General features: G+C 64.5%; 16 protein-coding genes and 2 tRNA genes. 8 read left to right on the top strand and 10 right to left on the bottom strand.

The features are described 5' to 3' along the window. The first annotated feature begins 1 nt into the window (after window position 1). Window positions 2-397 carry a hypothetical protein gene (locus tag ASD76_RS03945; protein WP_055918777.1) on the top strand — a complete coding sequence of 132 codons (396 nt, stop codon included), beginning with the start codon at window positions 2-4 and terminating at the stop codon, window positions 395-397. Here ASD76_RS03945 and ASD76_RS03940 read toward each other — a convergent pair. Beyond that, a complete protein-coding gene (locus ASD76_RS03940; protein WP_055918775.1) occupies window positions 375-1,292 on the bottom strand; it encodes a fructose bisphosphate aldolase in 918 nt (305 codons plus the stop codon). The two genes, ASD76_RS03945 and ASD76_RS03940, sit on opposite strands and share 23 nt — an antisense overlap. A gap of 139 nt (window positions 1,293-1,431) precedes the next feature. Here ASD76_RS03940 and ASD76_RS03935 point away from each other — a divergent pair, with 139 nt between their 5' ends. Further along, a complete protein-coding gene (locus tag ASD76_RS03935; protein ID WP_156457537.1) occupies window positions 1,432-1,821 on the top strand; it encodes a hypothetical protein in 390 nt (129 codons plus the stop codon). Here ASD76_RS03935 and ASD76_RS03930 read toward each other — a convergent pair. Genes ASD76_RS03930 through tkt form a run of 4 tightly spaced genes read right to left on the bottom strand, consistent with a single transcriptional unit; the run spans window position 1,818 to window position 6,545 of the window. Beyond that, entirely contained in the window at window positions 1,818-3,020 is a 1,203-nt protein-coding gene (locus tag ASD76_RS03930) for a phosphoglycerate kinase (protein ID WP_055918772.1), read from the bottom strand. The two genes, ASD76_RS03935 and ASD76_RS03930, sit on opposite strands and share 4 nt — an antisense overlap. Then, window positions 3,020-3,481 carry an MOSC domain-containing protein gene (locus ASD76_RS03925; protein ID WP_055918769.1) on the bottom strand — a complete coding sequence of 154 codons (462 nt, stop codon included), beginning with the start codon at window positions 3,479-3,481 and terminating at the stop codon, window positions 3,020-3,022. Before ASD76_RS03925 ends, ASD76_RS03930 begins: the two co-directional genes overlap by 1 nt. Window positions 3,482-3,540: 59 nt before the next feature. Further along, window positions 3,541-4,548, bottom strand: a complete 1,008-nt coding sequence (gene gap, locus ASD76_RS03920) for a type I glyceraldehyde-3-phosphate dehydrogenase (protein WP_055918766.1) — start codon at window positions 4,546-4,548, stop codon at window positions 3,541-3,543. 14 nt (window positions 4,549-4,562) lie between these two features. Next, entirely contained in the window at window positions 4,563-6,545 is a 1,983-nt protein-coding gene (gene tkt, locus ASD76_RS03915) for a transketolase (protein WP_055918763.1), read from the bottom strand. Window positions 6,546-6,742: 197 nt separating this feature from the next. Here tkt and ASD76_RS03910 point away from each other — a divergent pair, with 197 nt between their 5' ends. The 4 genes from ASD76_RS03910 to ASD76_RS03895 all read left to right on the top strand — a co-directional run bounded on the left by ASD76_RS03910 (window position 6,743) and on the right by ASD76_RS03895 (window position 8,308). Further along, on the top strand, window positions 6,743-6,937 hold the full coding sequence (locus ASD76_RS03910) for a hypothetical protein (protein WP_055918760.1): 195 nt from the start codon (window positions 6,743-6,745) through the stop codon (window positions 6,935-6,937). Then, window positions 6,934-7,251, top strand: a complete 318-nt coding sequence (locus tag ASD76_RS03905; protein WP_055918757.1) for a cell division protein ZapA — start codon at window positions 6,934-6,936, stop codon at window positions 7,249-7,251. Before ASD76_RS03910 ends, ASD76_RS03905 begins: the two co-directional genes overlap by 4 nt. A 260-nt stretch (window positions 7,252-7,511) precedes the next feature. Further along, window positions 7,512-8,096 (top strand): 5-formyltetrahydrofolate cyclo-ligase, encoded by a 585-nt coding sequence (locus ASD76_RS03900; RefSeq protein ID WP_055918754.1) that lies wholly within the window; start codon window positions 7,512-7,514, stop codon window positions 8,094-8,096. Further along, the gene (locus ASD76_RS03895) at window positions 8,096-8,308 is read left to right on the top strand and encodes a DUF2842 domain-containing protein (protein WP_055918751.1); all 213 of its coding nucleotides are present in this window, start codon (window positions 8,096-8,098) and stop codon (window positions 8,306-8,308) included. Before ASD76_RS03900 ends, ASD76_RS03895 begins: the two co-directional genes overlap by 1 nt. 36 nt (window positions 8,309-8,344) lie before the next feature. Here the strand turns inward: ASD76_RS03895 and ASD76_RS03890 are convergent. Beyond that, window positions 8,345-8,421, bottom strand: a tRNA-Asp gene (locus ASD76_RS03890). A gap of 192 nt (window positions 8,422-8,613) precedes the next feature. On the opposite strand from ASD76_RS03890, the gene ASD76_RS03885 reads away from it, so the two are divergent. After that, window positions 8,614-9,003: a hypothetical protein gene (locus tag ASD76_RS03885; protein WP_055918747.1), complete on the top strand. Its 390-nt coding sequence runs from the start codon at window positions 8,614-8,616 to the stop codon at window positions 9,001-9,003. Window positions 9,004-9,009: 6 nt separating this feature from the next. On the opposite strand, the gene ASD76_RS03880 is transcribed toward ASD76_RS03885, so the two are convergent. From ASD76_RS03880 to thyA, 4 genes are all read right to left on the bottom strand, one after another. Next, a complete protein-coding gene (locus tag ASD76_RS03880; RefSeq protein ID WP_055918744.1) occupies window positions 9,010-10,323 on the bottom strand; it encodes a dihydrolipoamide acetyltransferase family protein in 1,314 nt (437 codons plus the stop codon). A 2-nt stretch (window positions 10,324-10,325) separates the two neighbouring features. Next, window positions 10,326-11,390: an alpha-ketoacid dehydrogenase subunit beta gene (locus ASD76_RS03875; protein WP_055918741.1), complete on the bottom strand. Its 1,065-nt coding sequence runs from the start codon at window positions 11,388-11,390 to the stop codon at window positions 10,326-10,328. Beyond that, window positions 11,378-12,658 carry a 3-methyl-2-oxobutanoate dehydrogenase (2-methylpropanoyl-transferring) subunit alpha gene (locus ASD76_RS03870; RefSeq protein ID WP_055918738.1) on the bottom strand — a complete coding sequence of 427 codons (1,281 nt, stop codon included), beginning with the start codon at window positions 12,656-12,658 and terminating at the stop codon, window positions 11,378-11,380. The genes ASD76_RS03875 and ASD76_RS03870 overlap by 13 nt, the downstream gene beginning before the upstream one ends. A gap of 81 nt (window positions 12,659-12,739) precedes the next feature. Further along, the gene (gene thyA / locus ASD76_RS03865) at window positions 12,740-13,684 is read right to left on the bottom strand and encodes a thymidylate synthase (RefSeq protein ID WP_055918734.1); all 945 of its coding nucleotides are present in this window, start codon (window positions 13,682-13,684) and stop codon (window positions 12,740-12,742) included. A gap of 102 nt (window positions 13,685-13,786) precedes the next feature. Between thyA and ASD76_RS03860 the strand changes: the two genes are divergently transcribed. Further along, a tRNA-Pro gene (locus tag ASD76_RS03860) sits at window positions 13,787-13,863 on the top strand. Window positions 13,864-14,025 lie beyond the last annotated feature (162 nt).

The raw sequence follows: 14,025 nt of genomic DNA, 5'->3' as shown, positions 1-14,025 counted from the left end.
CATGCGATCGCTCATCAAACCGGCCGCCGCCATCGGCGTGCCACTTCTGCTCGGCGCCTGCGTCGGGTCGATGGCACCGAACTCGAACGTCGCACGCGTCGGCATCGGTCAGTCTGCGGCCCTCGGGACCATTCGCGTGGTCCCGCTGCAGCTGATCGAGGATAGCCGGTGCCCGGCGGGAACGCAGTGCGCCTCGCCCGGTCAACTCCGCGTCAGAGTGACGGTCCAGCCGCCCCAGGGCCCGCACCAGCGAACGCTTGTCCTCGGACGACCGGAGCTCGTGAGCGGGGGAACGCTGATATTGGAGGAAGCGCGCCCGCAGCCGGTCGAAGGCGTGCGTCCCGTAGGCTCGGATTACCGCTTCACTTTCCGCTTCACGGTGCCGAGGACGCACTAGGCGCGGTTTTCATGGTGCTGGCCCGATCGATTGCGTCGATCGCCTCGCCCAACTCGGCGTCGAACTCAGTCTCGCTCATAGATGCGCGCAATCCGTCCAGCAGCGCGCGGCTGAAGCTTGCGATCATGCCGTCGTTCCTTTCGAGCGCTGCGCAGGCCTCATCGCGGGAATAGCCTCCCGACAAGGCGACGACTTTCAGCACTTTGGGATGCTCGACGAGCGCTCGGTAGAAATTGGCCGTCACCGGCAGCGACAGCTTGAGCATGACTTGCTCCCCGGCCGGAAGCGCATCCAGGCCATGCAGGATTTCCTCGCGAAGGATCGCTTCTCCCTCAGCGCGATCCGCAGCTTTGATCGAGTATTCCGGTTCGAGAATCGGCATCATGCCGTGACTGAGCACTTGCGCTGCCAACTCGAACTGTTGCCGCACCACACCAGCGATGCCCGACACATTCGCCGAGTTGATCACCGACCGCTCCTTGGTTCCGAACACACCCAAGGCCTTTGCCCGCTCGAGCAGGTCGCCCAGCTCGGGGATGGGTTTCATGAGTTGAGCTCCGTCGACCTCGTCCTCCAGACCCCTGTCGATCTTGAGGAACGGCACCACGCCCTTGGCGATGAGAGCCGCGGGTACCGGCGTGCCATCAACGGAACCGTTCATGGTCTTCTCGAACAGGATCGCTCCGACGACTTTGGACCCTGAAAAGGCCGGGGAGCGAATTATCCGGCTGCGCATCTCGTGGATTAAGGCGAACATTTCGTCGTCGCCGTTCCACTCGCTGTCGGCGATTCCGTAGGCCCGCAACGCCTTGGGCGTCGAACCGCCGGACTGGTCGAGCGCGGCGATGAAGCCATGCCCTGCGGCGATCCTGGCGGACATTTCCTCTCGGTTCATAGCGGGCCCCCGGAGCTAGTGACGTACTCAGGCGTTCGGCATGACTGCAGGGAAGCTGACACAGTTGCCGCGCTGTAGGAAGGGCAAGCCTTACAGACGGTTCCGGAGCGGTTCAGTTGCGGCGGAGGAAAATTGACCGATGAAGCTTGTACTTACCCTCGCCGCCCCCCTTGCCCTGACGGCGTGCGCCACCGCGTCCGCCCCCGCCGATCCGCAGGACGGCATCGCTCGCGCCGGGCTCAACGAACGGGTCTATGTCGACGGGCCCTACGTCACCCCGCTCGCGGTGCTGGAAGACAGCCGCTGCCCGATGAACGCGCGTTGCATCTGGGCGGGAAGGACGCGGCTATCGGTCAGGGTCGACCTCGGTTCACGCAGCGAAACGCACGAGCTATCGACCGACAAGCCGGTCCAGGTGGCCGACGGGCAGCTCTCGCTGGTCGAAGTGCAGCCCGACCTTATGGCGGGCGAACAGGCCGGGCCGCAAAAGCCCTATCGCTTCGGCTTCAGGTTCGCCGGAGGGCTCTAAGCCCTCTCGAGCGCCGCCACGCCTGGCAGGTCGCGACCTTCCATCCATTCGAGGAAGGCCCCGCCTGCCGTGGAGACATAGGTGAACTGCTCCGCCACGCCGGCGTGATTGAGTGCCGCCACGGTGTCCCCACCGCCGGCGACCGAGATCAGCGACCCCTCCCGCGTAAGCGCCGCAGCGGTCTTCGCCAGCGACACGGTCGCAGCGTCGAACGGCGGCGTCTCGAACGCACCGAGCGGTCCGTTCCACACCAGGGTGCGGCAGGTCTTCAACGCATCGCCCAAAGCTTCGACAGCCTGCGGCCCGACATCGAGGATCATCTCGTCCGGCGCGACCTCATGGACATTGCAGATGCGCAAGCTCGGCGGATTGGCGGCAAACTCCTTCGCCACCACGACGTCATAGGGCAGATGCACCGTGCAGCCGGCCGCATCGGCCGCCTCGAGGATCGCCTCAGCCTTGGCGGCGAGGTCATGTTCGCACAGGCTCTTGCCCACATCGATCCCGCGCGCTGCCAGGAAGGTGTTGGCCATGCCGCCACCGATGATCAGGTGATCGACGCGGCTGACGAGGTGTTCCAGCACGGCGAGCTTGGTCGAGACCTTGGCCCCACCGACAACCGCCGCCACGGGCTTCTCAGGGCTGCCCAGCGCCTTCCCGAGCGCTTCGAGCTCTGCCTGCATCGCGCGGCCCGCGTAGGCCGGCAGCAGATGCGCCAGGCCCTCTGTCGTAGCGTGAGCGCGGTGCGAGGCGGAGAAGGCGTCGTTGACGTAGAAATCGCCGTTGTCGGCAATGGCCTGCGCGAACTCGCGATCGTTCTTCTCTTCACCCGGCCAGAAGCGGGTGTTCTCGAGCAGGCCGATGTCGCCCGGCCGCAGGATGCCGACCGATTGCGCCACGACTGGCCCGGCCACTTCCGGGATGAACATGATCTCACGCCCCAGCACCCCTCCAAGGGCGCCCTGGATCAGGCTGGTCGACAGGGTCGAATGGCGTTCGCCCTTCGGCCGTCCGAAATGGGCGAGCAGCAGCACTTTCGCACCGGCGTCAGCGAGTTCAAGGATTGTCGGGGCCACGGCACGAGCCCGCGTAAGATCAGTGGCGCGTCCATCGCTCATCGGCAGGTTAAGATCGACGCGAACGAGCGCGACCTTGCCGTTGACGTCGCCGAGATCGTCGAGCGTGCGGAATGTAGCCATCAGAAAATCCTTACCTCGTCGCCGACCGCGACCTCACCATCTTCGATAACGCGGGCCAGGAAACCACCGCGCCAATCCGGCATCATCGCCGCTTTCAGACCTTCATGAAGCGCGTCCATCCGGAGACACGGATCGCATTCGGCCGTCACTTCGAGCACTAGCGATTGGCCGATTTGCACCCTGGCGCCGAGCTCTCGCGGAATGCGCAGGCCATCGACGAGCAGATTGCGGCGGGACTGCCACCAATCGACCGAGGCAGCCGCTTCGGCCAACGCCGATCGCCAGCAAGCCGTTTCGATCAACGAGACCTGACGCTCACGTCCAGGCTTCAAGGTTGCGCGCGCACTCCGGCTGTCCCCTTGCAAGCCCTCAGATATGGTCACCGAAACCGAGCCGAGCGTTTCCATCGGCCCCTTGGGCTGCGCGTGGCGCGCGATTCCTGCGAGTTTACCCGTCGTCATCGCACGCCACCTCAGCCGTATTCGTCATCCCTGGCTATGCGGGGATGACGAGATCGGGATCACAGGAACTTGATCATCACCCCAGCGGTGTCGATCATCCGGTTCGAGAAGCCCCATTCGTTGTCGTACCACGAAACAACGCGAGCGAGTTTGCCCTCGAGAACCGCGGTCTCAAGGCTGTCGACCGTCGAGCTGGCCGGCTGGTGGTTGAAGTCGCTGCTGACGAGCGGCAGGTCGGTATAGTCGAGCACGCCCTTCATCGGACCCTCGGCCGCCGCCTTGAGCGCGGCGTTGATCTCTTCCACCGTGGTATCGCGACCCGGCGTGAACACGAGGTCGATCAGGCTGACGTTGGGCGTCGGCACGCGGACCGAAGACCCGTCGAGCTTGCCCTTGAGCTCCGGCAGCACCAGGCCAACTGCACGAGCAGCGCCGGTGGTGGTCGGGATCATGTTCACCGCCCCGGCCCGCGCGCGGCGCAAGTCCGAGTGGATCTGGTCGAGCATGCGCTGGTCGTTGGTGTAGCTGTGGACCGTGGTCATGAAGCCGCGTTCGATACCGACCAAGTCGTTGAGCACCTTGGCGACCGGCGCCAGGCAGTTGGTGGTGCAGCTGGCGTTCGAGACGATCACGTCGTCAGCGGTCAGGGTGTCCTGGTTGACGCCGTACACGATGGTCTTGGACACACCCGTCGCCGGGGCCGAGATCAGCACGCGCTTGGCACCAGCGGCCAGATGCGGACGGCTCGCTTCGTCGGACTGGAAGAAGCCGGTGCATTCGAGCACCAGCTCAACGCCCATTTCCTTGTGCGGCAGCTTGCCCGGGTCGCGTTCCTTGGTGACCGCGATGCGCTTGCCGTTCACGGTGATGCTGTCACCGTCCGATGTCACCGTGCCGGGAAAGCGGCCATGAGTGGAATCGTGCGCAAACAGGAGGGCATTGGCCTTGGCGTCGGCCAGGTCGTTGATCGCGACCAGGTCGAGATCGTGGTCGGTGCGCTCGAGAATGGCGCGGGCAACCAGCCGTCCAATGCGCCCGAAACCGTTGATCGCAACCTTAGTCGCCATGCCAAATACTCCTGTTAAGCTGTTAACTTCGCTTTGATTTTAGGGACGATGGCTTCTGCCGAGAAGCCGAAATGGCGGAACAGCACTTCAGCCGGGGCCGAGGCGCCGAAGCGGTCGAGCCCGATCGCAAGGCCGTCATTACCGATGAAGCGTTCCCAGCCCAGCGTCACGCCGGCTTCGACCGAAACCTTGAGGACGTCGGCGGGCAACACGTCGCGGCGATAGGCTTCGTCCTGCGCCTGGAACAGTTCCATGCATGGCATCGAGACCACGTCCGCACCGATGCCTTCGCTTTCGAGCTGCTCGGCACAGGCCACAGCGACGTGAACTTCAGAGCCGGTGGCAACGAGTACGACCTTGCGCTCGGCCGTTGCGGCCCGAAGGCGGTAGGCGCCGCGCGCAGAGCGGTTCTCGGCGCCAGCGTCGTCGCGTACCGGGGGCAGGTTCTGGCGGGTCAGCGAGAGCACCGACGGCGTCTTGGGCGTACCGAGCGCCAGGGCCCAGCACTCGGCCGTCTCGATCGCGTCCGCCGGGCGGAACACGTTGAGGTTCGGGATCAGGCGCAGGCTCATCACATGCTCGACCGGCTGGTGGGTCGGGCCGTCTTCGCCGAGGCCGATCGAATCGTGGGTCAGGACATAGACCACGCGCACCTGCTGGAGTGCCGAGAGGCGGATCGCGTTGCGGCAATAGTCGGAGAACACCAGGAAGGTACCGCCGTAAGGCACCACGCCGCCGTGCAGCGCCATGCCGTTCATCGCCGCGGCCATGCCGAATTCGCGAATGCCGTAATAGAGGTAGCGGCCCGAATAATCGTTCTTTGAGAACGGCTTGGTTGCCGAAGTTTTGGTGTTGTTCGAACCGGTGAGGTCAGCCGAGCCGCCGATCAGCTGCGGCAGCTGCTGGGTCAACGGCTCAAGCGCCATCTCCGAAGCCTTGCGCGAGGCGACCTTGGGCGGATCCTTGGCGAGCGCGGCAATGTGCGGTTCGAGGATCGGTCCGGCGAGGCTTGCGACTTCGCTGAACTGGGCTTCGAATTCGCCCTTGCTTGCGCTGCTGCCGAGGCGGCCCTGCCAGGCGCGGTTGGCTTCGGCGCCCTTGGCACCAAGCGAGCGCCAGTCGGCCATGATGTCGGCCGGAATCTCGAACGCCGGAGCATCCCAACCGAGGTAGACGCGCGCCGCGGCGATCTCGTCGGCGCCCAGTGGGTTGCCGTGGACAGCCGATGTGCCCTGCTTGTTGGGGGCACCCTTGCCGATCACCGTCTTGCAGGCGACCAGCGACGGACGCGGATCGGCCTTGGCTTCGGCCAGGGCGCGGCGAATATCGGCCGGATCGTGACCGTCGCAGGCGACGGTGTGCCAGCCGGTGGCGCGATAACGGGCGGGAATGTCTTCGCTGGTCGAAAGGTCGGTGTGACCGTCGATGGTGACGTCGTTGTCGTCCCACAGCACGATCAGGTGGCCAAGGCCCAGGTGCCCGGCAAGGCCGATCGCCTCGTGGTTGATGCCTTCCATCAGGCAACCGTCACCGGCGATCACCCAGGTATAGTGGTCGACCAGCTCGTTGCCGAACTTCGCGTTGAGGTGACGTTCGGCAATAGCCATGCCGACACCCATGGCCAGGCCCTGGCCCAGCGGACCAGTGGTCGCTTCGACGCCGTCGATGAGGAAGTTTTCCGGGTGGCCGGCGCAAGGGCTGCCGAGCTGACGGAAGTTGCGGATGTCGTCCATCGTCGGCCGCTCGTACCCGGTGAGGTGAAGCAGCGCGTAGATCAGCATCGAGCCGTGTCCGGCCGAAAGCACGAAACGGTCACGATCCGGCCAGTGCGGATCGGCCGGATCGAAACTGAGAAACTCCGACCACAGCACGGTGGCGACGTCGGCCATACCCATAGGCATGCCCGGGTGACCGATGTTGGCCGCCTGGACCGCGTCCATCGAAAGAGCACGGATGGCGTTCGCCATCGGCGCGAGACGGGCGGAATCAAGGCTCATTCAGGTGCTCCGGACAAACGTGGGAACCAAGGGTCCGATTCGACCCCCGACTCGATTGCCGCGCTCATTGGGATACGCCCCGCCCCCGGTCAAGCGCGGCCCCTCCCGCCCGACCTGTGTGGCGCTGCCTAGGTTTATTCACAGGTCTTGCGGGCAACGCTTTGCCCCTAAAGGGACTTTCCACTAAATCGGCAAGCATGGCGGGAGATCGCATTGCGCAAGCACTGGCCCGAATCGACGCCGCGGCAATTCGGATAGAGGCCGCGGTGCGAAGTTCGGCGGGCGGAAGCGGCGGCGATCCGGACCTTCAGAGAAAGTATGACGCGCTCCGTAGCGAAGCCAATGGTGCGCTGGCTGAACTCGATCGCCTGATCGGGACGCTGGAGACATGAGCAACGTCACTGTCTCCATCGCCGGACGTAGCTACACCGTCGCGTGCGATCCGGGCCAGGAAGGGCACATCAGCCGGCTCGCCCGTTCGATCGACAGCAAGCTCAAGGACATTCCCAACCTCGCCGGGCAGGCCGAGTCCCGCACGCTTTTGTTCGCGGCCTTGCTGCTGGCGGATGAACTGCACGAATTGCAGCCGGGTGCGCCCGCTGCAGCGCCGGCGAATGACGCGCAAACTGCCGAGGCGTTGGAAACTCTGGCCGAAAAACTCGAAGGACTTGCGGAACGCCTTGAGAACGCCACGCCGAACGCCTAAGTAGGGATCGGCGGGACTGCCCGGCACGAGCCGTTATTGAAAATCCCTGAGGCTATAAGCAATCCATGGGAGCTGTCCCTGCCCGGATCACGGGTTCGTCCCGGGGTTCGGTGCACATGGCGCCCACCTGACGTTGAGGCGTCAGAGGATTTCTCGGCAACGACCCATGGTGGTTCCGTCACTTCCCCCGCCCGCCCGCTTCTCTCGGGCAAACTCTTCGTTTCTCGACTCTGCCATGAACGAACGGCAGAGTCGGGCCCATGTCCGACGTCATCGATCTGAAGAAGCAGCTGCGGACCGAGCTCCGCCGCAAGCGCCGTGAACACGCGGAAGCCCTCCCACCTGAGGTCAGCGCACTGGTGTTCAACCGCCCACCGGGACAAGTGCTTGAGTTCGTGCCGGAGGGTGCGACGATCGGGCTCTATCGCTCGGACATCGGCGAAGCGCCCTCGCGCGGCTACATCCGGTTCTTCTTCGAGCGCGGCAATCGAATCGCGCTGCCGCGGGTGACCACCCTCGACAAACCGATGGAATTTCGCCTGCACACCGATCCCTACGAGGAAAACGACCTCGAAAGCGGCGTCTGGGGCCTGCGCCAGCCAGGCCTGGATGCGCCAGTGGTCGTGCCCGAAGTGCTGTTCATGCCGCTGGTCGGCTTCACCGCCGAGGGCGACCGCCTGGGCCAAGGTGGGGGCTATTACGACCGCTACCTTGCTGCCCACCCCCAGACCATCGCCATCGGCATGGCGTGGGACGTGCAGGAGTTGCCGGAGTTGCCGATCGAACTGCACGACATGCGGTTGAGCGCGATCGTCACCCCCACGCGGGTCTTGGGGCCGTTCTGATGCGTGACAAGCCCACCTTGCGAATCCCGCTCGGCGTGTTGGGCCTGACATTCTGCCTGGCGCTCTATGCCGCGGCTGTCGTCTGGGCCTCGCAATGGATCGAGCAGATGCATACGCTGCTGCAGGCCGCGGTCTACCTGACGCTGGGTCTCATCTGGCTGCTGCCGTTGAGGCGCTTCCTGATCTGGATGGAAACCGGCCGCTGGGGCTGAAAAGCCCACTCAATCGCATTGCCGAAAAGTCCCAAGTGGCGCGAGTGACGGGACTTGAACCCGCGACCTCCGGCGTGACAGGCCGGCGCTCTAACCAACTGAGCTACACCCGCGTATTTGGGCTTGCACCGCTTGGGAGCCGCGCCACTAGAGAAGCGCTTCGGGGCTGTCAACAGCCCGACGCAAACATATCGCGAGCTTGGCGCGGACCGCACAAATTGCGTCCTCGTTAACCATATTTTTGCGACTTGAGGACCAACTCCCCGCCGTTGCGGCGACTGCCGCGTGGGAGAGTGGGGACCACCATGCGTTGGGCGATAGCGATGGCGGCTCTGGTCGCCGCAACTCCTCTTAGCGCGCAACGAATCGCGATCGACCGCTCGGTCTACCGCGAACGCTCGGTCGGCGGTGCGATGCAGGTCGAGCCCGCCACGCAACTGCTGCGCGGAGACCGCGTGGTGACGATTCTCAGCTGGGACGCGCCGCAGGACGGATCGTACACGGTCGTCAGCCCGGTACCCGCCGGCTTGACGGTGCAGAGCGCCAGTCATCCAAATGTCGAGATATCCAGCGATGGCGGCCGCTCATGGCAGCGACTGGCCGATCCGCAGCACATTCCGGCAGGGATCACCCACTTGCGCTGGCGCCTGGAAGGCAGCGGGGGCCGGCTTAGCTACCGTTCGGTGGTCCGCTAACGCCGCCTAGTTAGCCAGCAGGAGCACGGGCGTTTCGATCAGGCGCTTCACTTCCTGCACGAAGGCCGCCGCGTCGTAGCCGTCCACCACCCGGTGATCGCAGCTGATCGACAGGTTCATCAGCTTGCGCTTCTCGACGCGCTCGCCACCCATCCCGTCGGCCACGAACATCGGCCGCTCGACGATGCGGTTCGGCGCGAGGATCGCCACTTCGGGTCGATTGATCACCGGCGTCGAAGCAATCCCCCCAAGCGGACCGAGCGAGGTCAGCGTAAAGGTCGAACCCGAGAGCTCGTCCGACTTGGCCTTCCCGTCCCTTGCCGCTTCGGACAAGCGCACGATCTCGCCGGCGAGTTGCCACAGGTTCAGCGCCTGAGCGTCAAGAATGATCGGGACCATCAGGCCAGCCTCGGTCATCGTCGCCATGCCCAAGTGCACCGCGCCATGCCGGGTAACCACGCCCGCCTCGTCGTCATAGCGGGCATTGAGCATCGGGAACTTCGGTAGCGCGCGGCAGACTGCGACGATCAGCAGCGGCAGCAGCGTGAGCTTGGGCCTGGCGCCACGATTGTCGTTCAGATCACTGCGCACCTTCTCGAGCGCTGTGACATCGCATTCCTCAACGTAAGTGAAGTGCGGGATGTTGCGCTTCGAGGCGGCCATGTTCTCGGCGATGCGGCGGCGCAGGCCGACGATCTTGATTACCTGGTCCTGCCCGGCAACCCCGGCCGGTGCGTAGCCGCTGGCGCCGCCATAGGCGATGAAGGCGTCGAGATCGGCGTGCCGGATCCGCTCGCCTTCGGCCGGGCGGACCTCGGAGAGTTCTATGCCGAGTTCCTTGGCGCGAGCGCGAACGGCCGGGCTGGCGAGGACTTTGGCGGCTGCCTTGGTTGCTTTGCTTACAGGCGCCCGGCTTGGTGCGGGTCCTTCGACAGGCTCAGCACGAACGGGTTCGGGAGGAGCGGGAGGCGGCGACGGAGATGCTGTAGGCGAAGGCGGTGGCGGTGGCGGTGGTGGGGCAACGACAGCCACTGCCTCCGTCCGTCCTGAGCCTGTCGAAGGACGCTCATCAACCTCGCCTTCGACCTCCAGCACCACCAGAGGCGAACCAATCGCGATCACATCGCCAACTTCCCCCGCGACTTCGAGCACGACACCCGCGCGCGGGCTCTCCATCTCGACGGTCGCCTTGTCGGTCATCAGATCGGCCAGGCGCCCATCCTCTTCGACACGGTCGCCGACTTTGACGTGCCAGGCGACGATCTCGGCCTCGGCAATGCCCTCGCCGATATCCGGCAGCCTGAAAGTGAAGCGCCCCATCCTTACGCCTCCAACAACTTGTCGATTGCTTCGCCCACGCGGATCGGCCCGGGGAAGTAGGCCCACTCAAGGCTATGCGGATACGGCGTGTCGAACCCGGTCACGCGCTCGACCGGCGCTTCGAGGTGATAGAAGCACCGCTCCTGCACCAGTGCAGCCAGTTCGGCGCCGAAGCCCGAGGTGCGCGTGGCCTCGTGCAACACGAGGCATTTGCCGGTCTTTTCCACTGAGTTTTCCACAGCCTCGATGTCGAGCGGAACCAGGGTCCGCAAGTCGATGATTTCGGCATCGACGCCCTTCTCGCGGCAGACCCCCTCAGCCACGTGAACCATCGTGCCATAAGCCAGCACCGTCAGCGCCGAACCTTCGCGTACGATCCGGGCCTTGCCGAGCGGGATCGAGTAATAGCCTTCGGGCACCCGCGCGTCCGGATGATCCTTCCACGGCCGCGTCGGACGGTCGTAGTAGCCATCGAAGGGACCGTTGTAGATCCGCTTGGGCTCGAAGAAGACGACCGGGTCGTTATCCTCGATCGCCGCAATCAGCAGACCCTTGGCGTCGTGCGGCGTGCTCGGCACCACTGTCTTGAGCCCTGCGACGTGCGTGAACAGCGCCTCCGGGCTCTGGCTATGCGTCTGCCCCCCGAAGATACCGCCGCCAAAGGGGCTGCGCACAGTCAGGGGAGCAATGAACTCACCGGCCGAACGATAGCGCAGCCGGGCGGCTTCGCTGATCAACTGGTCGAGGCCCGGATAGATGTAGTCGGCGAACTGGATCTCCGGCACCGGCCGCAAGCCATAGGCCCCCATCCCTACCGCCACGCCGATAATGCCGCATTCGCTGATCGGCGTATCGAACACCCGCGTGTGCCCGTACTTCTCCTGCAGGCCCGCGGTGCAACGGAACACGCCGCCGAAGTAACCGATGTCCTCGCCCATCAGGATCACGTCGGGATCGCGCTCGAGCATGGTGTCGAGCGCGTCGTTGATCGCCTCGATCATGGTCAGGCTGCGGGCGGGGGCCTCGGACAAGGTGACAGGTTCGTCGTGGACGGTCAGTCGGGCCATTTGATCTGCCTTTCCTTGATCGCCTGTTCGGCCTGCTCTTCGAGATGCCAGGGCAGTTCCTCGAACACGTCCTCGAACATGGTGTGGAACGGATGGTGGAGGCCGTGGCCGAGGATGCCGTTCTTCTCGGCCTCGCGCTGGGCTACCTTGACCTCCTCGTCGAGCTCGCGCTCAAGCGCGTCGTTCTGTTCGTCCGACCACTCGCCAATGGCAATGAGGTGAGCCTTCAATCGCTCGATGGGATCGCCAAGCGGCCATTGCTCACGCTCGTGCGCGCTGCGGTAGACATTGGGATCGTCGGAGGTCGAATGCCCCTCCCCGCGATAGGTGAAGAACTCGATCAGTGTCGGACCGGCGTTCGATCGGGCCCGGTCGGCGGCCCAACGCTCGGCTGCGTAGACCGCCAAGGCGTCATTTCCGTCCACTCGAAGGCCGGCGATGCCATAGCCGATGGCCCGTGCCGCAAAGGTCGCGCGCTCGGCCCCGGCGATGCCCGAGAAGCTCGAGATCGCCCACTGGTTGTTGATCACATTGAAGATCACCGGCGCATTGTAGACCGCGGCGAAAGTCAGCGCGGAATGGAAGTCCCCTTCGGCCGTGGAGCCCTCCCCCACCCAGCCGGCCGCGATCTTGCTGTCGCCCTTGATCGCACTGGCCATGGCAAAGCCGGTCGCTTGCGGAAGCTGGGTCGCGAGATTGCCCGAGATGGTGAAGAAGTTCGCCGAACGCGCCGAATAGAGAATCGGCAGCTGCCGCCCTTTCAACCGGTCGGCGCGGTTGGAGTAGATCTGGTTGACCATCTCCAGGATCGGATAGTCGCGGGCGATCAGGCAGCCTTGCTGGCGATACGAGGGAAAGATCATGTCTTCGTAGTCGAGCGCGCGAGTGGCCGCGACCGACGTCGCCTCCTCACCCGTGCACTTGAGATAGAAGCTGGTCTTGCCCTGCCGCTGGGCGCGGTACATCCGATTGTCGAACGTCCGCACCAGCGCCATGTCGCGGAGAATCTGCCGCACTGCGTCGGGCGAGAGGCGCGGATCCCACGGACCGTGGGCCTTATTGTCGCTCCCCAGCACGCGGATCATGTCGTTGCAAAGTGCGTAAGTGTCCGACGCCGGTCCGGTCTCGTCAGGACGCGGCTGCGCGCCGGCTTCGGGAATCGTGAGATGGGAATAGTTTACCGCGTCGCCCGGTCGGAATTTCGGCTCAGGCACGTGCAGCGACAAGCGGGGGCGGTTGGCTCCGGCATCTGCCCTCTTCCTAACCATCCTCACCTCCGGTGACGTCGCGTAACTTTATTCCACTACAGAGACACTTTATTATTCCGCGCTCGATCGGTCAACGGTGCATCAGACGGCTACGGGGGCGCTCAGTCGTCCTTGCGGCGCGTAGTCGACAACCTCAAAATCCTCGAACCGGTAATCGAAGATCGAATCCGGTTTGCGAGCGATGACCAGCCGAGGCTGCCCTTCTGGAATCCGTACCAATTGCTCGGTCACCAGTTCCTCGTGATTGAGATAGAGGTGCGTGTCGCCACCGGTCCAGATCAGCTCGCCCGGTTCAAAACCAGCTTGGGCAGCGACCATGCGCGTCAGCAGCGCGGCCCCGAACAGGTTGAACGGCAGGCCCAGCGCCACGTCGCAGCTGCGCTGGTAAAGCTGGCAGTTGAGCCGATCGCCCGAGACATGGAACTGGTAGGTCTTGTGGCACGGCGGCAGGGCCATCCGATCGAGCTCAGCGACGTTCCAACCCTCGACGATGTGGCGCCGGCCGCCAGGATTGTTCTTCAGGCCTTCGATCAATTGCGCGACTTGGTTGATTCCCGGTCCCGAGCGATAGAGCCCCTCACCCGCCGGTTCAAATGTCGGCCAGTCGACCCATTGCTTGCCGTAGACCGGGCCTAGGTCGCCCCAAATTGCAGCGAAGCCCTCGTCTTCGACGATTCGCGCCTCGAACGCTTCCTGCGAGATGTCCGTGCCGGTCGCCTTGCGGTATTTTGCGAGCGGCCAGTCACTCCAGATGGTCACGCCCTGCTGAAGCAGCGGGCGAATGTTGGTCTCCCCGGTAAGGAACCACAGCATTTCGCGCGCGGCGGCCTTCCAGAAGACTCGCTTCGTGGTCAGCAGCGGAACATGGCCACCGCTTAGATCGAAGCGCAACTGCGGCCCGAAGATCGAACGCGTACCGATTCCCGTACGGTCGATCCGTTCGTCTCCTCGTTCCCAGATACGCCGCATGAGATCGAGATATTGCCATTCCCAATGGCGGTTTTCGGGAGGAGCCATGGTGTTCATCACTTCATTCGCTACCACCCGAAATGCCCGCTTGCCAGCCCGAGACCTCCTGCCTATAGGGCCGCCTCTGCCTCGCCCCGGGTTTCGATCCGGAGCGCCGGTCGGGGAGTAGCTCAGCCTGGTAGAGCACTGTCTTCGGGAGGCAGGGGCCGGAGGTTCGAATCCTCTCTCCCCGACCATTTTACGCTTTGAGTATCAGCCACCTTTCGCCAGGTCAGGCGGGGCTTACGCCCCGGTTTGGTCTTCCGGCACAGTGCCTGGCTGGCTCGTCGAGGCCCAAAAGCCAAAGGGGATTTCGCGCCCCACCTCAGGAACTACCTACATGGGGCGTCGAGGCGGGG

Source organism: Altererythrobacter sp. Root672 (genome assembly GCF_001427865.1).
Taxonomy (GTDB): domain Bacteria; phylum Pseudomonadota; class Alphaproteobacteria; order Sphingomonadales; family Sphingomonadaceae; genus Croceibacterium_A.
The sequence above is the reverse complement of the archived record's forward strand: the minus strand, read 5'-3'. Positions and strand labels throughout refer to the sequence as shown.

Excerpts from the sequence above, each read along its gene's own strand:
- ASD76_RS03935 (WP_156457537.1), top strand. The coding sequence starts at position 1,432 with ATGAAGCTTGTACTTACCCTCGCCGCCCCCCTTGCCCTGACGGCGTGC.
- ASD76_RS03905 (WP_055918757.1), top strand. The coding sequence starts at position 6,934 with ATGAGCAACGTCACTGTCTCCATCGCCGGACGTAGCTACACCGTCGCG.
- ASD76_RS03870 (WP_055918738.1), bottom strand. The coding sequence starts at position 12,658 with ATGGTTAGGAAGAGGGCAGATGCCGGAGCCAACCGCCCCCGCTTGTCG.
- ASD76_RS03895 (WP_055918751.1), top strand. The coding sequence starts at position 8,096 with ATGCGTGACAAGCCCACCTTGCGAATCCCGCTCGGCGTGTTGGGCCTG.
- thyA (WP_055918734.1), bottom strand. The coding sequence starts at position 13,684 with ATGAACACCATGGCTCCTCCCGAAAACCGCCATTGGGAATGGCAATAT.
- tkt (WP_055918763.1), bottom strand. The coding sequence starts at position 6,545 with ATGAGCCTTGATTCCGCCCGTCTCGCGCCGATGGCGAACGCCATCCGT.
- ASD76_RS03880 (WP_055918744.1), bottom strand. The coding sequence starts at position 10,323 with ATGGGGCGCTTCACTTTCAGGCTGCCGGATATCGGCGAGGGCATTGCC.
- ASD76_RS03900 (WP_055918754.1), top strand. The coding sequence starts at position 7,512 with ATGTCCGACGTCATCGATCTGAAGAAGCAGCTGCGGACCGAGCTCCGC.
- ASD76_RS03875 (WP_055918741.1), bottom strand. The coding sequence starts at position 11,390 with ATGGCCCGACTGACCGTCCACGACGAACCTGTCACCTTGTCCGAGGCC.
- ASD76_RS03925 (WP_055918769.1), bottom strand. The coding sequence starts at position 3,481 with ATGACGACGGGTAAACTCGCAGGAATCGCGCGCCACGCGCAGCCCAAG.
- ASD76_RS03940 (WP_055918775.1), bottom strand. The coding sequence starts at position 1,292 with ATGAACCGAGAGGAAATGTCCGCCAGGATCGCCGCAGGGCATGGCTTC.
- ASD76_RS03910 (WP_055918760.1), top strand. The coding sequence starts at position 6,743 with ATGGCGGGAGATCGCATTGCGCAAGCACTGGCCCGAATCGACGCCGCG.
- ASD76_RS03885 (WP_055918747.1), top strand. The coding sequence starts at position 8,614 with ATGCGTTGGGCGATAGCGATGGCGGCTCTGGTCGCCGCAACTCCTCTT.
- ASD76_RS03930 (WP_055918772.1), bottom strand. The coding sequence starts at position 3,020 with ATGGCTACATTCCGCACGCTCGACGATCTCGGCGACGTCAACGGCAAG.
- gap (WP_055918766.1), bottom strand. The coding sequence starts at position 4,548 with ATGGCGACTAAGGTTGCGATCAACGGTTTCGGGCGCATTGGACGGCTG.
- ASD76_RS03945 (WP_055918777.1), top strand. The coding sequence starts at position 2 with ATGCGATCGCTCATCAAACCGGCCGCCGCCATCGGCGTGCCACTTCTG.